General features: G+C 68.2%; 17 protein-coding genes and 1 pseudogene. 7 read left to right on the forward strand and 11 right to left on the reverse strand.

Annotation, left to right across the window (positions count from 1 at the left end; all coding sequences use genetic code 11):
- Positions 1 to 23: 23 nt before the first annotated feature.
- Positions 24 to 525: pseudogene (locus ACGFNK_RS03475) on the reverse strand (transposase); the annotation flags it as partial.
- Positions 477 to 605, reverse strand: a complete 129-nt coding sequence (locus ACGFNK_RS03480) for a hypothetical protein (protein ID WP_393412180.1) — start codon at positions 603 to 605, stop codon at positions 477 to 479. The gene ACGFNK_RS03480 and the pseudogene ACGFNK_RS03475, both read right to left, overlap by 49 nt.
- A 424-nt stretch (positions 606 to 1,029) precedes the next feature.
- Between ACGFNK_RS03480 and ACGFNK_RS03485 the strand changes: the two genes are divergently transcribed.
- The 4 genes from ACGFNK_RS03485 to ACGFNK_RS03500 all read left to right on the forward strand — a co-directional run bounded on the left by ACGFNK_RS03485 (position 1,030) and on the right by ACGFNK_RS03500 (position 5,151).
- On the forward strand, positions 1,030 to 1,671 hold the full coding sequence (locus ACGFNK_RS03485; protein ID WP_393411465.1) for a class I SAM-dependent methyltransferase: 642 nt from the start codon (positions 1,030 to 1,032) through the stop codon (positions 1,669 to 1,671).
- A gap of 408 nt (positions 1,672 to 2,079) precedes the next feature.
- Positions 2,080 to 2,871, forward strand: coding sequence for a class I SAM-dependent methyltransferase (locus tag ACGFNK_RS03490; protein WP_393411467.1), 792 nt, complete (start codon positions 2,080 to 2,082; stop codon positions 2,869 to 2,871).
- An 89-nt stretch (positions 2,872 to 2,960) separates the two neighbouring features.
- Entirely contained in the window at positions 2,961 to 3,596 is a 636-nt protein-coding gene (locus tag ACGFNK_RS03495) for a hypothetical protein (protein WP_393411469.1), read from the forward strand.
- 79 nt (positions 3,597 to 3,675) lie between these two features.
- Positions 3,676 to 5,151: an oligosaccharide flippase family protein gene (locus ACGFNK_RS03500; RefSeq protein ID WP_393411471.1), complete on the forward strand. Its 1,476-nt coding sequence runs from the start codon at positions 3,676 to 3,678 to the stop codon at positions 5,149 to 5,151.
- On the opposite strand, the gene ACGFNK_RS03505 is transcribed toward ACGFNK_RS03500, so the two are convergent.
- The 5 genes from ACGFNK_RS03505 to ACGFNK_RS03525 form a co-directional block, all read right to left on the reverse strand.
- A complete protein-coding gene (locus tag ACGFNK_RS03505) occupies positions 5,152 to 5,928 on the reverse strand; it encodes an FkbM family methyltransferase (protein ID WP_393411473.1) in 777 nt (258 codons plus the stop codon).
- 26 nt (positions 5,929 to 5,954) lie between these two features.
- Positions 5,955 to 7,349: a hypothetical protein gene (locus ACGFNK_RS03510; RefSeq protein ID WP_393411475.1), complete on the reverse strand. Its 1,395-nt coding sequence runs from the start codon at positions 7,347 to 7,349 to the stop codon at positions 5,955 to 5,957.
- A gap of 121 nt (positions 7,350 to 7,470) precedes the next feature.
- A complete protein-coding gene (locus ACGFNK_RS03515) occupies positions 7,471 to 8,412 on the reverse strand; it encodes a glycosyltransferase family 2 protein (protein WP_393411477.1) in 942 nt (313 codons plus the stop codon).
- The gene (gmd, locus tag ACGFNK_RS03520) at positions 8,409 to 9,452 is read right to left on the reverse strand and encodes a GDP-mannose 4,6-dehydratase (RefSeq protein WP_393411479.1); all 1,044 of its coding nucleotides are present in this window, start codon (positions 9,450 to 9,452) and stop codon (positions 8,409 to 8,411) included. The genes ACGFNK_RS03515 and gmd overlap by 4 nt, the downstream gene beginning before the upstream one ends.
- 26 nt (positions 9,453 to 9,478) lie before the next feature.
- Complete coding sequence (locus ACGFNK_RS03525) at positions 9,479 to 10,039, reverse strand: SAM-dependent methyltransferase (protein WP_393411481.1); 561 nt, start codon at positions 10,037 to 10,039, stop codon at positions 9,479 to 9,481.
- Positions 10,040 to 10,254: 215 nt separating this feature from the next.
- Between ACGFNK_RS03525 and ACGFNK_RS03530 the strand changes: the two genes are divergently transcribed.
- Positions 10,255 to 11,301, forward strand: a complete 1,047-nt coding sequence (locus ACGFNK_RS03530; RefSeq protein WP_393411483.1) for a GDP-L-fucose synthase family protein — start codon at positions 10,255 to 10,257, stop codon at positions 11,299 to 11,301.
- Between the two features lie 166 nt (positions 11,302 to 11,467).
- Here the strand turns inward: ACGFNK_RS03530 and ACGFNK_RS03535 are convergent, their stop codons facing one another.
- The 4 genes from ACGFNK_RS03535 to ACGFNK_RS03550 all read right to left on the reverse strand — a co-directional run bounded on the left by ACGFNK_RS03535 (position 11,468) and on the right by ACGFNK_RS03550 (position 14,207).
- Entirely contained in the window at positions 11,468 to 12,334 is an 867-nt protein-coding gene (locus ACGFNK_RS03535; RefSeq protein ID WP_393411485.1) for a tyrosinase family protein, read from the reverse strand.
- Positions 12,318 to 12,794 (reverse strand): tyrosinase family oxidase copper chaperone, encoded by a 477-nt coding sequence (locus ACGFNK_RS03540; RefSeq protein WP_393411487.1) that lies wholly within the window; start codon positions 12,792 to 12,794, stop codon positions 12,318 to 12,320. Before ACGFNK_RS03540 ends, ACGFNK_RS03535 begins: the two co-directional genes overlap by 17 nt.
- A gap of 245 nt (positions 12,795 to 13,039) precedes the next feature.
- On the reverse strand, positions 13,040 to 13,291 hold the full coding sequence (locus ACGFNK_RS03545; RefSeq protein ID WP_386352727.1) for a hypothetical protein: 252 nt from the start codon (positions 13,289 to 13,291) through the stop codon (positions 13,040 to 13,042).
- Between the two features lie 295 nt (positions 13,292 to 13,586).
- Positions 13,587 to 14,207 (reverse strand): hypothetical protein, encoded by a 621-nt coding sequence (locus ACGFNK_RS03550; protein ID WP_393411490.1) that lies wholly within the window; start codon positions 14,205 to 14,207, stop codon positions 13,587 to 13,589.
- Between the two features lie 426 nt (positions 14,208 to 14,633).
- On the opposite strand from ACGFNK_RS03550, the gene ACGFNK_RS03555 reads away from it, so the two are divergent.
- Positions 14,634 to 15,905, forward strand: a complete 1,272-nt coding sequence (locus ACGFNK_RS03555; protein WP_393411493.1) for a glycosyltransferase — start codon at positions 14,634 to 14,636, stop codon at positions 15,903 to 15,905.
- Positions 15,902 to 17,494 (forward strand): sugar transferase, encoded by a 1,593-nt coding sequence (locus ACGFNK_RS03560; protein ID WP_393411495.1) that lies wholly within the window; start codon positions 15,902 to 15,904, stop codon positions 17,492 to 17,494. Before ACGFNK_RS03555 ends, ACGFNK_RS03560 begins: the two co-directional genes overlap by 4 nt.

Consider the following 17,494-nt stretch of genomic DNA (forward strand, 5'->3'; position numbering starts at 1 on the left):
GCGGTGATTCCTAATGCTGTTTGTCAAGCTGCCAGAGCGATCGGTGGCGCGGGCTCGTAGCAGCGCCCGTCGCGTAGGAGTGCCCAGAGGACGTTGACGCGGCGTCGGGCAAGAGCGAGAACCGCCTGTGTGTGACGCTTGCCCTCGGCACGCGGCGCCTAGAGTCCTGGCAGTACCGGGTGCTGAACAACGCCGAGGTGTAGAAGACGCGTTGGAGGCGGCGGTTGTATCGCTGAGGGCGCTTCAGGTAGCCGCTGATCCTGCCAGAGTCGCGGGGCACTGGGGTGACTCCGCCGAAGCCGGCAAGGCGGTCCGGTGTGCCGAAGACGGTCTGTCGCCGCCGATGGCGGCCAGGAACTCGGCACCGAGGATGAGGCCCAGGCCTGGCATGCTGGTGATCACGTCGAAGGCGTGGTGGTCGCGAAACCGGGCCTCGATGTCCTTGTCGAGATCGGCAATCGGCTGGTTGAGGGCCATCACTTCCTTCGCCAGCGTTTGCACCAGCCCGGCGGCCAGTTTCTCTCCGGCCGGTGGCCGCTCTTGTCGATCGCGACGCAGTGGTGGTGGGTCTTGCCGGCATCGATGCCGGCCCAGATTGCGGCCATGTGCTGCCTCCGCGCGGTCTGCTGCTGGTGCTTCGGACGACCTCGTTGTCGATTCCCTACGAGCGATCATTCGCAATTCCTAATTGACAGCCGAGTCGTCGTGGGGGCACCGGGCGGCCAATCACCGAGAGCCACAAGCGGGAGAGCCTTTTCAACCACACCCGCGCCCCTGGGTGGGTGAGCCATACGAAGGGCTCACCATCTCCCGCAGAACAACGTAGGGAGCCCTTTCAGCGTTGCCGCTCCAGGGCCACACAGTGACCGTGACCCATTCGACCAGGGCATGGGGCAGCCCGAATTTGCGAGGATAGGCGACCAATGGGGCTCCAACAGGCTGTGTGCGGGACGACCGGGCGGGTGGTGCATGCCGCATGCTGGGTGTGGCACCAAAGCCGGTCCGAGGCAGCGCTGTAGCGTCGCTCGCGTGTCCGTTGCGAAAAGCGTTGCAAGGTCGGTCATCGGCGCCGTCAACCGCCCCATCGCCAAGGCCCGGTTCGCACATGCGGCCAGGTCAGGGCCCCTCCTCAAGATCGAAGTGGGGAGCTTCCGGAGCCGTCGGCCCGGCTGGATCTGCACCGATGTCTGCTGGCACACGCGGTCTTATCTGGATGCCACCAGGACGTGGCCCGTCCGCTCCGGCTCGGCGAGTCACATCTACTCCGACAACATGATTGAGCACATCCGCCTCGAGCCCGCCCGCCGCATGTTCCGTGAAGCCCGGCGCGTTCTGGCACCTGGTGGGCGCATCCGGCTGTCGACACCCGATGTCGAGCACGCTGTGCGGCTGTACCTGGCACGTGACGACGAGACGCGAGGGGAGATGGAGGAGTGCCGGCGGAGGGGGTACCAGGCCGAGCATCCCGTTGATCTGCTGCGCATGACCTTCCAGGACTGCGGCCATCACGCCGGATTCCTGTGGGACTTCGAGGCGGTGGAGGCGGAGCTCCGGTCAGCTGGTTTCTCCGCCGTCCGCCGTTACGCACCCGGCCAGAGCGATGACCCTGAACTCCGGAACCTGGAGTCCCGACCCCAATTCGCCTTGATCGTCGAGGCGGCTGTTGCCTGATCCCCGTCTCGCGATGTTCTCTGACGAATGCCTGCGACAATCGGCACAGCAGATGTGAACCCCGAGCACCACCGAAGTCCCCGACGTCTCACTGCCAACCATGCACGAGCTTGTCAGAGGGCGTCTGAAAAGCCAGCCAGCGGGCAAGTCGCCTGGTAGCGGGGCGGTGACGCGCTTTCGGGGGCTAGCCTCGATCTTGCATGAGGGTCCGTCAGCAAGCTGACGGACCCTCATGCAAGATCGAGGCTAACAGACCGCATTAGGAATCACTGAGCCACATTCCGACAGCGCAACGACGCCGGGGAATCCGCCACCCAACGGAAACTCAGCGCGTGCGGCAGGATCATTCCATACGACCGTGACAGACTAACCGGGGCTTGGGATTTCATACGCCCCGGAGGAGGAGCTGTGAAAAGCGGAGTTGATTTGCAGCGCGCCGCGATGGCCGAAATCTGCAGCACCCGGGGCGACTGGTCCTTTCACGTGACCAGCGATCCGCTGACCCGTTTTCTGCGCGACCGGCGGCTGCAAACCGCGCTGCGCATGCTGCGCGTTCGAGGACTGCTCGATCCAGCGAAACAGAGCGTGCTGATCGTCTGCGGCGGTGTGGGCGGAGAGGGCATCTTCCTGAGGCGTTACGGCTTCACAGACATCACGGTCAGTGATCTGTCCGAAGAGGCACTCACCGTGTGCCGCAGCCTAGAACCGAGACTTCGAACCATGTCTCTGAACGCGGAGAACATGGCCGAGATTCCGGATTCCAGTTACGACCTGGTCCTTGTCCAGGACGGCCTGCACCACTTGCCGCGACCGGTTCTGGGTTTCACCGAGATGCTCCGGGTGGCCCGGAGGGCCGTCATCGTGATTGAGCCGCACGATGGTCTGGTGGGAAGGCTCATCGGCACCGAGTGGGAACGGCATGGAGACGTCGTCAACTATGTCTTCCGATGGAATCGCTCGATCCTGGACCAGGCCACCCGCAGCTTTCTGTTGTGCAAGAAGGCGATCGTGCTGCCGGGCAGGATGTGGGACCACAACGTGGTGGTCGGAAAGCTGGCATGCCGCTTCCCAGAGCGTTGGCGCCTGCCGGTGGCGAAAGCCGTCTACCAAGTACTGCGGCCGGTGAACCGGCTCGGCAACATGATGGTCGCGGTGGTGGTGAAGCCGGGCGGCAACCCGGCACATCGGAGCGGACGGTGAACTTTTCACAGCGGGCCTACGTCAGGGTCAGCGCCGCCTTGCCTGCCGCGATCTCCTTCCGGACGGATCTGCTGTTTCCACGCCTGAGCATGCTCGAACTGGGGCCGTTCAACGGGCAGCTCAGGCGACAGGAGATCATCCGCGAACTGCTGGCGGCGATCAGCTTCGACGAGATCGTCGAGACTGGTTCCTTTCGCGGCACTACGACGAGGTTCCTGAGTGATGTCTCAGGCCTGCCCGTCCACTCCGCCGAGATCGAAGAGAGGTTCTACAGATACGCTGCGGTGAAATGCCGCGGCCTTCCGGGGATCCGCCTGTACCACGCAGACTCACGGAAGATGCTGAAAATCCTCTCGAAGCGGCCAGGAAACCCCGCGCTGCTCTTCTATCTCGACGCTCACTGGCAGGAGGACGTACCTCGCTACCAGGAACTGGAGATCATCGAGGCGCTCTGGACCAGAGCCGTCGTGATGATCGACGACTTCCGCGTACCGGGTGACCCCGGTTATCAGTTCACCTCGTACCACGGAATCCCGTTGGACGTGAACTACCTCCCCGGACTCCCTGGCTGGAAGGCTTTCTACCCGAAGAGCGATTCGGCCGACGAGACCGGCGCGAAGCGGGGATGCATCGTCCTGGCGAGCCCTGAGATGGCTCCGGCCGCAGACGCCCTCTCCAGCCTACGCGCGGGCGAACTCACCCGGCAGAGCATCGCGAACGGCTGAAGTCTCGGACATGTCAGCGGCTCACCGTGCGACCGCCTCCGCCCGGCATCGATCTTCGGAAACCGCATCCCGGTCAGCCGTGATCAGCCTGCGCTGGAACATCGCCGGCTCCGTGGTGGTCGTGCTGCTCCAACTCGGATACACGGCCTACTCCGCCCGCGCCGTGGATGCCCATGCCTACGGCGCCTACGCCATCACGCTGACGGTAGTGCCGTTCTTCGGCTACTTCGCCAACGCCGGACTGTCGGCCTGCGTGCTCCGGTCAGAGCGCCTGACGCTGCCCTTCGTGCGCGCCGCCCGGCGTCTCGGCATGGTCTCCGGCGCCGTGTGTTTCCTTCTGGTGGAAGCGGTGGCCCCGGTCTTCGGCTCCGTCTTCCACATGCCGGACCTCACCGTCATGGCGCGCCTGCTGGCATGCGTGTTCCTCGTGCAGCCGAGCGCCAATGTGACCGTCACGGCCATGCGTCGCGCGGGTGCGGCCCCTATGGCGGTGCTGGCCGAGTCGCTGGGCCAGGCGGTGGGGGTGGCAACGGCGGCAGGTCTTCTCGTATGCGGCTGGAACCCATTCGCACTGGCCGTCGCACAGCCGGTCGCGGCGGCCGTGGCCCTGTCCGTGGGCACGGTCTGGGTCGCTCGCCGACCGCTGCCTCCCGGGCCTCCGGTCAGGGCTCGCGATCTCCTCGCCCCTTCGGGATTCATGACGAGCCACAGCCTGGGGCAGTTCATCACCAACAACATCCCGCTGTGGGCTTCGGGCCGACTGTTCGGTCCGGGCGCTACGGGATCGTACTCCCGAGCGTCCCTGTTCACCGGACTGCTTCTGACATTCCTATATCAAGGGATCAACTGGGCCGTGACTCCGCTGCTCGCCGAGCGGCGCGCCGAAGGGCTCAGTTTCGGCCAGGACGTGCAGCGAACGCTGTGTGCGGCGTCGGCCGTGGCGTTCATCGGCTTCGGCATCACGGCAGGCATCGGGCCGACGGTCCTCCGCCTGCTGCTGGGGCCGGGCTGGGAGCCGGCCGTGGCACTGGTCCCTGTCCTGTCCGCGGCGGCGGCCATGACCTTGCTGTGCTACTGCGGAGGGTTGATCGACCAGGTACGGAACGCGCCACGGGCCCTGCTAGGCACGCTGACGGTCACGGTCGTGGCGACCGTGGCGGGGGTTGCCGCGGCCGCGTTCGCGCAGGCCCTTCTGCTGGTCGCGGCCGCGGCCGCTGCGGGTCAAGGGGTGGGCCATCTCGTGCAGTTGGCGGCCTGGCACCGGTCCGGCCTGATGCGTGCCGGCGCCGCCCTGCGTATGCATGGGGTGCACCTCGCCGTTGGGGCGGCATTGGGCGGCGCTGCCGCGCTCGGCGCCGCGGACCGTTCCGCGGCAGCGGCCTTGGGGTATGGCCTGGTCGCGATACTGCCGGTCGTGCTCGTGTGCGTGTTTCTGCGCGGCTGGATCCCCGTGTTCACGGTTGCTGTCGCCATGGGCCTGCTGCGGAGCCGGAGATCGCTCACTTCCCCTCTCCCGTCGTCTGCGGCCACGGATCCGTCCGACCCACCGTGTTGATCACGGGCGGCCGAGTGCCCCGTCATCCGTGCTGCCGCGTCGTACCGCCCGCGTGCCTTCACGAAGGAACACCGCGTCGCACTGCAACATCTGCCCGGTCCGGCTGTCGCTGAAGCCGGGCACCAGTGTCGCCAGAGTCATCCCGTACCGGCGCTGCGCGATTCCCAGCGCGTCTTCCAGGAGCAGACTTCCCTCGTACAGCGGGACACACGAGACTTCCATCTGCAGTCCGGTGCACTGACCGACGCGGTCCGCGGCTCCTTCCAGGACGGCTCCTTCATATCCCTGGACGTCCAGTTTCAAGAACACGCGCTCCTCGGGCCCGGCTACTTGCGGCCAGACGGCGTCGAGGCGAAACTGCTCGGCTTCCTGGACGTCCACGTAGCGGGATTCCGGGCAGGCCTCTGTGTGCCTGGACAACATGGGCAGCACGGAACTGCTGGCACATCCATTACCGGCTACGTTGACGTTCACGGTGCAATTCCTGTCACCGAGGGCATACGGAAACACTTTCCACAGCGGGTCCGCCGCGGCGCGGCGGCGCAGCGTCCGCAAGGGCTCATGGAGCGGCTCGAAGGAGACGATCCTTCCGTGGTATCCGAACCGCCGCAACATCGCTCCGTAGTCACCGCGGTTCGCCCCCACATCGAGCACCAAATCGATGCGACTGCGGTGAATCAGCTGCACGATGCGGTAATCGAGTGAACACTGCGGAAACCGGTTCACATCAAGGCCGATTCGCTGCACGGCAAGACGGATGCGATGAAGGAGAGTCATTGCCCCATTGTCGGGGCTGCTTCCGTTTATTGCCGGTATTCACCGTGCTTCTGATTCGCCACTTTCCTGGCTGTGTCACCCCTCTGCTGGGCGACGAGCGGTTTTCTCCGCACATCGCTGAACCGGCCTGCCGCGTCGGCACGCAGCTGCCACAGACACAGCCCGAGGAGGATCCCTTGCTCGGGGAACGGAGAGTACGAGACGAAGAGTACAAGCTGGGAGACGACCACCAGACGCAGTGCCAGCGTGCCATTCCCGCAGCGACCGAGCCGCCGCCATACGAGAACGTACAAGGTCAGCAGCGTGAGCAGTCCGATAGCGCCCAGGCGAAGCACGACGTGCAGGTAGTAGTTGTGCGGGGAGACGGAGATCACCACGCCTCCGACCCACCGGTCGTAGCCGGAGCCGAACGGACTGCCCAGCAGCCATTCGGTCAGGGTCTTGGGCCCGTCCATCAGCTCCTGCCAGCCGAGAACCCGCCAGGAGAAGGTGCTGTTCGCGTCCTGAGTCTCCGCGAAGGAGTCGGCGAGGACGCTGCCGACCCCGCCGAACGTTCCGGCGGCGAACGCCAGCGCGACCACGCACAACGACACCACGGCTGTTGCCGATGAGGCCAGGCGTTGACCTGCTCGGGCAGGAATCAGCGCCCACCACACGACCGCCATCACGATGGTGGTTGCCCAGATGGTCCGGTGTTGCAGCAGTACCACGCAGACCAGACAGAGCAGCGCCGGCAGGATCTTGCCGCGGTCGCCGTCCGGCCAGCCTCTCCGCTCCCGCCGGTCTCTTCCCGGACTGTTCTCCGTGGTAGAGGCCGGGGCGGACGAGCCCCCGCCCCATGGGCACAGCAGGAGCACCGCACTCTGTGCGAGGACCAGAGCCGACCTGGCTGGCACCGGCCTGGGATCGTACACCTTCCCTCCTACGGTGGCGGCGTCGACGACCGAATGCAGTCCGGTGTTCAGCCATCCGACCAGGCTCAGTGCGGCGTACGCGGCGGCTGAGACCAGCCACAGCCGCACGACGGCCCGGGCCCTGCCGACGTGCAGGGGCGCGGTCGCGACGTACAGGGCCGCGGCGAAGACCTGCCAGAAGTAGACGCGGGCGTCATTGGCGGCGACGGGCAGGCCCCATACACCGACTCCCCGCTGGATCGAGCATGCGATCAGGAACATCACCGCCAGTACGAGCACCAACTCGGCCCGGGGCGGCACCCCCCGCCGCAGCAGCCGGGCGCTGGCCACGAGCACGGCGCAGGCGGCCAGCAGATCACTTGGGTAGATGCTGACGCCGACATCCAAGAGCGAGATCTCACCGTCCGCGGCGATCGCCCACACCTGTACGCCCAGGAGGAGACCGATGGCGGTATTGCAGTGCTGTGTGAAGATCCACAACAGGATGCCGAAGAGCGCCAGTCCCACGAAGAGCGTCTGAGTAATGTCCGAGGCGACGGCTAGGTCGTACACCGTTGGTCCGTCCTGGGGGGGTGGTGAGCCGGAGGCGGAAGCACGCGGCGGCACGCCGTGGCCGTGAATGGGTGCTTTAGAGGGGCAGGTGACGCTCGTCACCTGCAGTGGGAGTGGCGGCGCGGGTGCGCCGCCGACCGGGAGACCGTCTCGTCCGCACCGCGGTGACCAGTGTCTTCGCATACGGGGAACAGAAGACGACCGGCGACCAGACCCCGAAATGGCGACGGCAGAAGCGCCACCATGGCCCGGGGGGCTGTTCCCGCACCGATGTCGCCCGACGCAGCGCCGTGCGTGCCGTGATCCCGGTGGCCCGTGAAGTGCCGGGGGCGAACGGCGGATGGTCGTCACAGACACCCACGTGCCCCGGAGCCAACAGAACCGGGATGCCGGCCTTCCGTGCCCGCAGTCCGTAGTCGCTGTCCCCTATACGGTGTGGGAAGGCAGGGTCCAGGTCTCCAAGTGTCTGTCGTGCCGCATGGGTGACCAGAACCGCGTTGCCGTTGCAGGAGTCGCAGGCCAGGGGCCGACGGGGGTCCGGTTCGACCCGCTCGAGACGCGGTGGGCGCCAGGGGGCGCGGCGGAGCCGGTAGCCGCCGTAAGTGGTGCGGCTTCTGTCGGCGGAGACCATTGCGCCGGCGACCACGGCCGCCCGTTGGAGCGGCTCGGCGGTGCGCAGCAGCGCGGCGAGCGCGTTCGGGGCGAGGACTACATCATCGTTGAGCCACAGCACGTGAGCGCCGGGGTCCGCTCGTGCCGCCGCCATGGCCGTGCCCGTGCCCCAGTACACATCGGGATCCGCCCCGACCACATCGGTGCCCGGAAAGGCGGCGCGCACGGCGGCGCCGGTTCCGTCGGTACTTCCGGCGTCGACGAGGTGCACGGTCAGGGCTGTCCTCGGCGGCAGTCCGAGCTGCCTGTCCAATGACGCCAGAGCTGCCAGAGTGCTGTCCCGGCGGTTATGGCAGGTCATCAGGACGGCGACCTTCTGTGGAGCCGGGCTCCCTGTGCGCGTCACTGCCCGACCAACTCCAGAGCCGTCGGAGCGGCGGATGCACCGACGGGAGCGGCAGCCGCCGGGGACAGTGCCGCGATCTCGGCGTCGACCATGAGGTGGGCCAGTTCCGGGGCTCGCACCGTCGGGCGCCATCCCAGGACTCGCTCGGCCTTCGACGCGTCTCCGACTAGGTCGTCCACCTCTGTCGGACGCAGATATCGCTCGTCGAACCGCACATGGTCCCGCCAGTCGAGGCCGACGTGGGCGAAGCACTGCTCGACGAAATCGCGCACGCTGTAGCTGACGCCTGTGGCAATCACGTAGTCGTCCGGTTCGTCCTGTTGCAGCATCCGCCACATCGCCTCGACGTATTCGGCCGCGTATCCCCAGTCCCGTCGCGCGTCGAGGTTCCCCAGATAGACCACGTCCTGCAGGTCGGCCTTGATACGCGCGGCAGCCGTGGCCACCTTGCGGGTGACGAAGGTCGGTCCTCGGCGAGGAGACTCGTGGTTGAACAAGATGCCGTTGACCGCGTACATCCCGTACGCCTCCCGGTAATTGCGCGTCGCCCAGTACGCGTAGACCTTGGCGACTCCGTACGGGGAGCGAGGGTGAAACGGGGTGCCCTCGTGCTGAGGCGGCGGCGAGGCGCCGAACATTTCCGAGCTGGACGCCTGGTAGAACCGGCAGGGAAGGCCTGTCGCCCTGATGGCCTCCAGCAGTCGCGTCGTGCCGAGCCCGGTTGAGTCCCCGGTGAACTCCGGCTCGTCGAACGACACTCGTACATGGGACTGGGCGGCCAGATGGTAGACCTCATCGGGCTGCAGTCGCTTGAGCAGCCCCGCGATCCTGGTGCCATCGGTCAAGTCGCCGTAGTGCAGGAAGAGACGCGCATCCGGGTCGTGCGGGTCCCGGTAGAGATGGTCGATGCGTTGCGTGTTGAAGGTCGAGGCGCGGCGGACGATTCCGTGCACCGTGTACCCCTTCTGCAACAGCAACTCTGCGAGGTAGGAGCCGTCCTGGCCGGTGATGCCGGTGATCAGCGCGGTCTTGGCCGTCACGCGCACTCCTTTGCTGTGCTGCGAGGTCAGGAAAACTCACTGGGGCATGGAAGGGTGGTGGGCCCCGCGCGCGGGATGTGCTCGTGCCCCCAGTACTGCGAGATGGCGACCCGAGCCCGGAACGGGAGCCACTGGATTCCCGGAAACAGCCAGTGTGGTTCTACAGGGAAATAGCGGTAGGGAGTCTGTACCCAATGGTGGTCCGCATGGGCGTGCACCGTGTCGGCGAACTGCTGCCGTCGATAGTGCCCTCCCACGTGCTCCAGGACGGAGTTCGAGTACACGAGGTCGAACCGCTTGGTGGCCACGTGTGCGGGAAGGGAGAGACCGCACGCGTCCGCGACGACCGGCGTGATTCCGGCCTCCGCGTCCGCATGCCGGGCGGTGTACGGGTCGAGATTGACGGTCACCACATGCGCCGGCCGGACGGGTGCGGCGCTCCAGGCGGCCGGAGTGCCGCCGAGATCGAGAATGTGCATCTCGGCCAGGTCGGGAAAGCCCCGCAGCAGTTCGTCCCAGCGCTTGGCCCGAGCCGAGTGGGCCAGGGACCCGGGCCTTGTGGGGTCGGCGATCTTTGTCTTCAGCATGCTGTTCCTCGCTTGCCACGTAATGCGCGGCAATGCCCGTCCTGACGGTCACGCCGAGCGCCTCCTTGTGCTGGCAGAGCTGTCAGGCGGCAGATTTGCGGCTCCGCAGGCAGGCGCCTCAGGCACTCGGCCAGGATACGGAATCATCCTTCTTTTCCGTATTATGACGTCGTGTCGCGTTTGTGCTGATATTGCGTCAGCGAAGGAGGACAACGATGCCCACGGCCACCCGCGCGCATGCCGGTGCCACACACACGCCTGTCTCGGCGTCGACCGCCGTCGACAAGGAACAGAAGGGAAGTGTCCGCCGGCCCTTCGATCGCTCCGCACACGTATTCGTGGCCGGAGGCCGGGGGATGGCCGGTTCGGCGGTGTGGAGGGAGCTGCGCCGAGAAGGATTTACCAATGTGGTCGGGCCCGGCTCGGCGGACCTGGACCTCCGGGAGCGCCGGGACGTCTTCGACTGGTTCGCGGCCATGCGCCCGGACGTGGTGGTACTGGCCGCGGCGCGGGTGGGGGGGATCAAGGCCAACGCCACCCGGCCCGCCGAGTTCCTCTCCGACAATCTGCGCATCCAGGTCAATGTGCTGGACGCGGCCCTGGAGCACGAGGTGGAGCGGCTGCTGTTCCTGGGCTCCAGCTGCATCTACCCGAAGTTCGCCGACCAGCCCATCCGGGAGGAGGCGCTGTTGACGGGCCCCCTGGAGCCGACCAACGACGCCTACGCCATCGCCAAGATCGCCGGCATTGTGCAGGTGCAGGCGGTACGGCGGCAGCACGGTCTGCGGTGGATCTCCGCCATGCCGACCAATCTGTACGGGCCCGGGGACAACTTTCACCCAGAGCACTCCCATGTGCTGCCGTCACTGATCCGACGCTTCCACGAGGCGCGGCAGACGGGGGCGCCGCAGGTGGTGAACTGGGGCAGCGGCACTCCCCGTCGAGAGTTCCTGCACGTGGACGATCTGGCCAGGGCTTGTCTGCACCTACTGGAGCACTACGACGGGGACGAACCAGTCAATGTCGGGACCGGAACCGACCTGACCATCCGTGAACTGGCAGAGATGGTCGCCGAGGTGATCGGCTATCGGGGGCGCATCGAGTGGGACGCCGACCAACCCGACGGCACCCCACGCAAACTCCTCGACATCTCCCGGATCACCGCACTGGGCTGGGCGCCTCGGATCGACCTGCGAGAAGGATTGAGGCAGGTGTGCGCATGGTATGTGGACCGCCTCGCATCCGGCGACTTGCGGCACTGACCCGGCGAGGCTGAACAATTCGGCGCCCCGCAGCAGCAGCCACCGACGCTCCCCCGCTCCTGTCATCGACCAAGTGGCTGCCGAGGGCACGGCCCGAAGGCTCGTACTCGTACCCCGCCCCTGCGTACCGTGCCTACGCAGCTAACCCGTACCCGGCCCCTGCGGCCTACGCGTACCGGTAGATCGCGCTGAGGTCCTCCACCTCGCCCGGCGTCACGTCCCACGGCGGCATCCGCTCATTCCGCGCGGCGACCCGGCCGCGCTGTTCGTCTCCCCGGGCCAGCGGCTTGGCGGGGAGATAGCGGGCGCTGGGATGCCGCCGCTGCCAGCGGGACCAGAGGAGGTCGACAAAGGCGTGGTGCATCCAGAAGACGGGGTCGTTGACGGAGGCGCCGCCGACCATCTGGCCGCCGACCCAACGATGGACCCGGTTGTGGGTACGCCATGAGACGGCGCCCCGCCCCGGCCCCCACCCCTCCAGCTTGTTACGGAACCCCTTGGCCGACGTGGAATTCCAAGGAGCCGTGTCATAGACGGGGTCCTCAAGGGCCAGTTCCAGATCCGCGGCCGTGGGCAGCGCGATCGGGTCCCGCCAGCGGCCCAGATCGCGCGCGAGGAACTCGGTGTCGGTGACCCCCACCCGGATGGTCCACGCGCCGTTGCGGTAGGCGAAGGGTCCGGTCATGACCTGCCGGTCGGACCGCCGCCCGGTGCCGCCGAGCAGGTCCTCGGTCCACGGCACTGCCGTCGTGGTGCGGTTACGCGTCCAGTCCCAGTACGGCACGGTCACCGAGTCGTCCACGCGGCGCAGCGCCTCCTCCAGGTCCAGCAGGAACCTGCGGTGCCAGGGCAGGAAGGAGGGCGCCATATGGGCGACGCGCAGCCCTGGCTCACCGTCGGAGCGGTAGTACTCGATGTGCGTACGTACGAACTGGTCGTACTCGCCACGGCGTTTCACCTCGAGCAGCGCCTCGACGAACCGGCGCCGCTCTGACCCCGTGAGCGTGCTGACGTCCTTACGCGTGTACACCACAGCGGTGCTCCCCCTTGGTTCCCGTGTCCCCGCCCGGCGTACGGCCGCTCGTGTCATCCGGCGCGCCTTCCGGTGCGCCCAGCCCTGCGGTGGGGCCGAGTTCGTCGACGGCCGCGCGCGCGGCGGCGAGCGGAGTCGCGTACGACTGGTAGTGGTCGACCATGCTCACCCAGCTGCCGTCCGCTCGGCGCATCAGATGCAGCGGCCGGCCGTCCACGGCGATGTGCCACGTGCCGGAGCCACCGCCCCCGGACCGCCCGTCCTCGTGCCAGATACCGACGATCCGGCGACCGCGATGCGTCTGCTCGAACCGCGTCTCCTGCACCCCTGTCGCCCTCGACGCCACCACGAACGGCGCGGACGCCATCCCGACCACCGCCGCGAACGCCACCCGCAACACACGCCGCCGCCCCGCGGGCTCAGCCGCACTGCGTACCGGTCGTACTGGTGGAAACCTCATTGGTCTGTTGCTCAACACGATCTGCCTCCTCCTCGTCCCTGTGCGGAACACGCTGAACGCACGGAACACGCTGAACACGGTCAAAGGGCCGATCCCGCATGCGGCGGAATCGGCCCAGGGAGCCCAGGGAGCCCAGGGACGGTCACAAGAACCGATACACAGATCCGGAAAGGAACCCGGGCGAAGAATCCCAGCGAAGGCCTGAGACGAAAGTGCGCCCCAGCCCTTCACTTCTGCACGAGTTCTCAGCGCCCCAGCTGGCCATTACCCACGGTGCCCGTCGTCTTCTCGACGGCCTTGGGCACCAGGCCCTTCTCCGTGTCGAGCATCTTCTGACCGTCCAGCCCCGGCGCCTTGGCACCCTGAGTGAGGTTGCGCACGTTGCCATTGAGGTCGCCGGGCAGGCCCCCCGCGACGTCGGCGGCGACAGCGGGGGTGGCGAGACCAGCCACGACCAGGGAACCGGCAACGATGGCGGCAGCCTTCAGAGACTTCATCGCGTTCCTTTCTTCGGCAACCCGTAAGTCGCCAGCGGGAATTGCTTCACCGAAGCGAACGAGCCCCGGACACCACGGAAACCCCGAACACCGAAAATTCCGGCCCGCCGCAGAGAAGGTCACCCGAATGAAGGGCGCGTTTTATCCGCGTTTCTCATCCTCCTATGAACGCGACTACCTACACGGGGCAACAGGAGTCCGACCGCAGCAACGGACGCCGTACCGATCCGCAACGGCGTCGGTACGGCGTCCGGGCCGAGCTGTGCCTGCTTCGCCTCAGGCACAACTCCCGTTCTCAGGAGGGCTGCTCAAGGGGCAGGCCCGGGATGGGCAGGCCGGGGAGTCCGCCCAGGAGGGCGAGGACTGCGGCCACGAGCTTCTGCGACACGGTCTTGACCGCGGCGAGGGCGCCCGCGATGTCACCGGAGTTGGCGGCGGCGACCAAGTCGGTCACGGCCTGCTGCAGGGCGGCGAGCGCATCCTGCAGGCCGTCAGCGGGCAGCTGAGCCGACGTCGCCGGATCGGCCGGCGTCACCGGCGCCAGGGGCGCGGTGGGAGTCGTCACGCCCGGCGTGGACGGGGTCGACGGGACTGCGGAAGTCACCGGGTTCGCGGCGGCCTCGGCGATGGCGGCCTTGGCGGCGTCGCCGAGCCTCGTCACCTCCGCGGCGGAGAGCGGGGAGTTCTCGGCCTTCAGCACGGCGTTCTGAAGTTCGGTGACCGGGGCCACCACGGAGCTGACGGCGCCCAGCTGCTGGACCTGGTTCTGGAGGGTGGCCGCATCGTTGGCGGGGGCCGACTCGCGAGTACTTTCCCGCGCCGTGTCGGCCGCCAGGGTGGTGGGAGCCATGACACCGAGCAGAAACGTGGCGCAGAGTGCAGAGGTCGCGATGCGCCGTGCCGAAAGAGCACGCATTGAGGTTCCTTTCGCAAGGGTGCGTGGGGTCTTGTGGCCACCCTTAAACCGGTGGACACACACTGCAACCGAGCAGACGCACAGCGTCAACATCCATCCTCTCGTGACCGGACATCATCACTGGTGAGCAGCCATGTCGACCCCCTCTGGACACCTCGCCCCGTTCGGCGCAGCACCCCGACGGCACCGGCCGTACGGCCACCGACACGAGACGGGTGATTTAAGCATTTCGTCACTCTTGCCCGATATACGAGGTACTCCGGGATAGAGTGACGCACCGTCAGCAGAATTTGACGTTCCTCGCGAAAGGGCAACGCCGGTCATGCGTCATGCCCGGGGTCTTTCCACTGCGACTCGCACGGAGCTCCGCCCGTCCCATGGCCCGTCAGGGCGGGACGGCCGCCCTGCGGGTCGACTCGCACGGTGATGGTCAGCCGGTCTGCCGGATCGTTGCGCGGAGCGACGGGGCGAGGGACTTCGCCGCGCGTCCTCCACGTCACCCAGCCGGTGGACGGTGGCGTCGCCCACGTCGTCACCGAGCTGGTGCGGGCACAGCGTGTGGCCGGTTTCGATGTCACGGTCGCCTGCCCCGGCAGCGGCCTCGCCCGGACGCTGCGGGAACTCGGCGCAGACGTACGGCACTGGCCCGCCACCCGCGCGCCGGGATGGTCGCTTCCCGATGAGGTGCGCCGGCTCGCACTCATCGTCGACGAGATCCGGCCCGAGGTGCTGCACGCGCACAGTGCCAAGGCCGGGCTCGCCGCCCGGCTGGCGGTCAGGGGGCGGATCCCGACCGTTTTCCAGCCGCATGCCTGGTCGTTCGAGGCGGTCGGCGGGCTCACGGCGGCGACTGCCCTGGCGTGGGAGCGGTGGGCGGCGCGATGGGCCGCCCGTGTGGTGTGCGTCAGCGAGGCAGAGCGCGCGCGAGGCGTACGGGCCGGGGTGCAGGCCAACTGGCGACTGATCCCCAACGGGGTCGACCCGCAGCGTTTCCAGCCCGCCGCCGACACAGCCGCACAAGCCGACACAGCCGTACAAGCCCACGCCGCCGACACCCTTGTACAAAGCGAAACCACCGTACGAGCCACCCCGGCGCTCCTCACCACCCTCGATCCGTCCGACCTCCTGGTCGTCTGCGTAGGACGGCTGTGCCGGCAGAAGGGCCAGGACGTACTGCTCCAGGCGTGGCCCTCGGTCCTGCGGCACGTGCCCGGGGCCCGGCTCGCCCTCGTCGGGAACGGGCCGGACGAGGAGCTGCTGCGGCACCGTGCGCCCGAGGGCGTGCTGTTCGCCGGTGCTGTCGCCGATGCCCTGCCCTGGTACCAGGCCGCCGACCTGGTGGTGCTGCCGTCCCGCTGGGAGGGCATGGCGTTGGCACCGCTGGAGGCGATGGCGTGCGGTCGGCCCGTGGTGGTCACGGACGTGGCCGGAGCGCGCGAGAGTCTGCCGCCCCGTCACCGGACGCACTGCCTGGTACCCCCCGGCCGGCCGGGCCCGCTGGCCGACGCGCTCACCCGTGCGCTGCTCGATCCGCCGCTGCGCGAGTCGCTCGGCCGCCAGGGGCGCCGCCACGTTCTGACCGCGCATGACGTGCGGCACTCGGCCGAGGCGGTCGTGTCCCTCTACCGCGAACTCCTCGGCTCCGGGCGCCCGGTGACCCAGGTACCCATCGAGTGCAGGGAGTCCATCCGCTCGTGACCGTCGAACGCACCGTCTCTCCCCTCGCAGCCCAGCAACCGGAGCGGGGATTCCTGCCCGTTTCGGTCGTCCCCGCACTCGGGGCCCCCGGCGGCTCGGGGTTCGCCGCCAGGCAGCGGTCCGCCGCGCGGCGCGCCCCCGCGCTACCCCTGCTCCTCGTGGACGCGACGGCCGCGCTCACCGCCGCCCCGGCCCTCCCCCACCCCCTGCTGACCGCGCCACTACTGCTCGCCGTCCTCTGGCTGAACGCGCTGGCGGCGCTGTACCGCCCGGCCGCCGTGCCCGCCGTCCTGGACGAACTCCCCGCCCTCTGCGTCCGGATCACGGTGAGCTGGTGTGCCCTCGCGGCACTGGTCGCGGCGCTCTCCCCGGCCCACGCCCCGTCCGCCCGTACGCTGCTGACCGGCTGCGCCCTGCAGACGGCGGCGAGCTGCGCAGGCCGCGGCCTGCTGCACTGGCGCCGCCGCCGGATGCTGGTCCGCAACCCCGCCGCCGCGCTCGTCGTGGGCCCGGCCGCCACCGCCCAGCGCGTGGCCGCCGCCTTCCTGCGCCGCCCGGAGTGCGGTCTCAGACCGGTGGGCGTCCTCGCCGACGACCAGGCAGGCAGTGCGGGACTGCCCGTGCTCAGCACGGACGAGGAGGTGCAGCGGGCCGTCGTCCAGAACGGCGTGCGGTCCGTGCTCCTCGTCGGCCCCGTCGGTGAACACGGCCCGACGGTGCGGGAGTTGGCCGAGTCAGGCTGCGCGCTGTGGGAAATCGACGCGGAGGTACCGTCGTACGCCCCGGCCGTGAGCTCCGCGTACGAACAGGCCGACCGCACCGCCTACGTCCTGTCAGGAACCGCGACGGGCAAGGGCCCTGCCCCACACGACGGACCCGGCAGCACGGCACTCGCACACACGGGCCGCCCGGCCTCCAAGCCGTCAACCGGCGGCCTGTCCTTCCCCCGTACCCCCCGCGAGCGCATCGCCGGCTTCTCCTGCCGTCGCCTGGAGACCGGAAGCCGACACCCCGTCAGACCAGCCAAACGCGCCCTGGACGTACTGGTCTCCGGGCTGCTGCTCCTCCTCGCCGCCCCGGTACTGCTGGCCTGCGCACTGGTGCTGCGGATCAGCGAGGGACCGGGTGTCGTCTTCCGCCAGGAGCGCATCGGCGCGTACGGACTCCCCTTCACACTGCTGAAGTTCCGCACCCATCGCCCGGCCGACGAGCACGAGGCCGCCACCCGCTGGAGTGTGGCGGGCGAGCGGGACATGAGCCGGTTCTGCCGCTTCCTGCGCCGGACCTCGCTCGACGAGCTGCCCCAGCTGTGGAACGTCTTCCGGGGCGACATGAGCATGGTCGGGCCACGCCCCGAACGCCCGTACTTCGTCGCCGGCTTCAGCCGGACCTACCCCGGTTACGCCGCCCGCCACCGTATGCGGACCGGCATCACCGGGCTCGCCCAGATCCAGGGGCTGCGCGGCGACACCTCCATCGAGGACCGCGCCCGCTTCGACAACGCGTACATCGACGACTGGTCGCTGTGGCAGGACATCTGCATCCTGCTGCGCACGGCCGCCGCGCTGGTACGCCCGACGGGGAGCTGA

The sequence above is a fragment of the Streptomyces sp. NPDC048825 genome, from assembly GCF_043198355.1.
In the GTDB taxonomy this organism is placed as follows: Bacteria; Actinomycetota; Actinomycetes; order Streptomycetales; family Streptomycetaceae; genus Streptomyces; species Streptomyces xiangluensis.

Excerpts from the sequence above, each read along its gene's own strand:
- ACGFNK_RS03530 (WP_393411483.1), top strand. The coding sequence starts at position 10,255 with ATGCCCACGGCCACCCGCGCGCATGCCGGTGCCACACACACGCCTGTC.
- ACGFNK_RS03480 (WP_393412180.1), bottom strand. The coding sequence starts at position 605 with ATGGCCGCAATCTGGGCCGGCATCGATGCCGGCAAGACCCACCACCAC.
- ACGFNK_RS03525 (WP_393411481.1), bottom strand. The coding sequence starts at position 10,039 with ATGCTGAAGACAAAGATCGCCGACCCCACAAGGCCCGGGTCCCTGGCC.
- ACGFNK_RS03495 (WP_393411469.1), top strand. The coding sequence starts at position 2,961 with ATGCTCGAACTGGGGCCGTTCAACGGGCAGCTCAGGCGACAGGAGATC.
- ACGFNK_RS03555 (WP_393411493.1), top strand. The coding sequence starts at position 14,634 with ATGGTCAGCCGGTCTGCCGGATCGTTGCGCGGAGCGACGGGGCGAGGG.
- ACGFNK_RS03545 (WP_386352727.1), bottom strand. The coding sequence starts at position 13,291 with ATGAAGTCTCTGAAGGCTGCCGCCATCGTTGCCGGTTCCCTGGTCGTG.
- ACGFNK_RS03505 (WP_393411473.1), bottom strand. The coding sequence starts at position 5,928 with ATGACTCTCCTTCATCGCATCCGTCTTGCCGTGCAGCGAATCGGCCTT.
- ACGFNK_RS03550 (WP_393411490.1), bottom strand. The coding sequence starts at position 14,207 with ATGCGTGCTCTTTCGGCACGGCGCATCGCGACCTCTGCACTCTGCGCC.
- ACGFNK_RS03540 (WP_393411487.1), bottom strand. The coding sequence starts at position 12,794 with ATGAGGTTTCCACCAGTACGACCGGTACGCAGTGCGGCTGAGCCCGCG.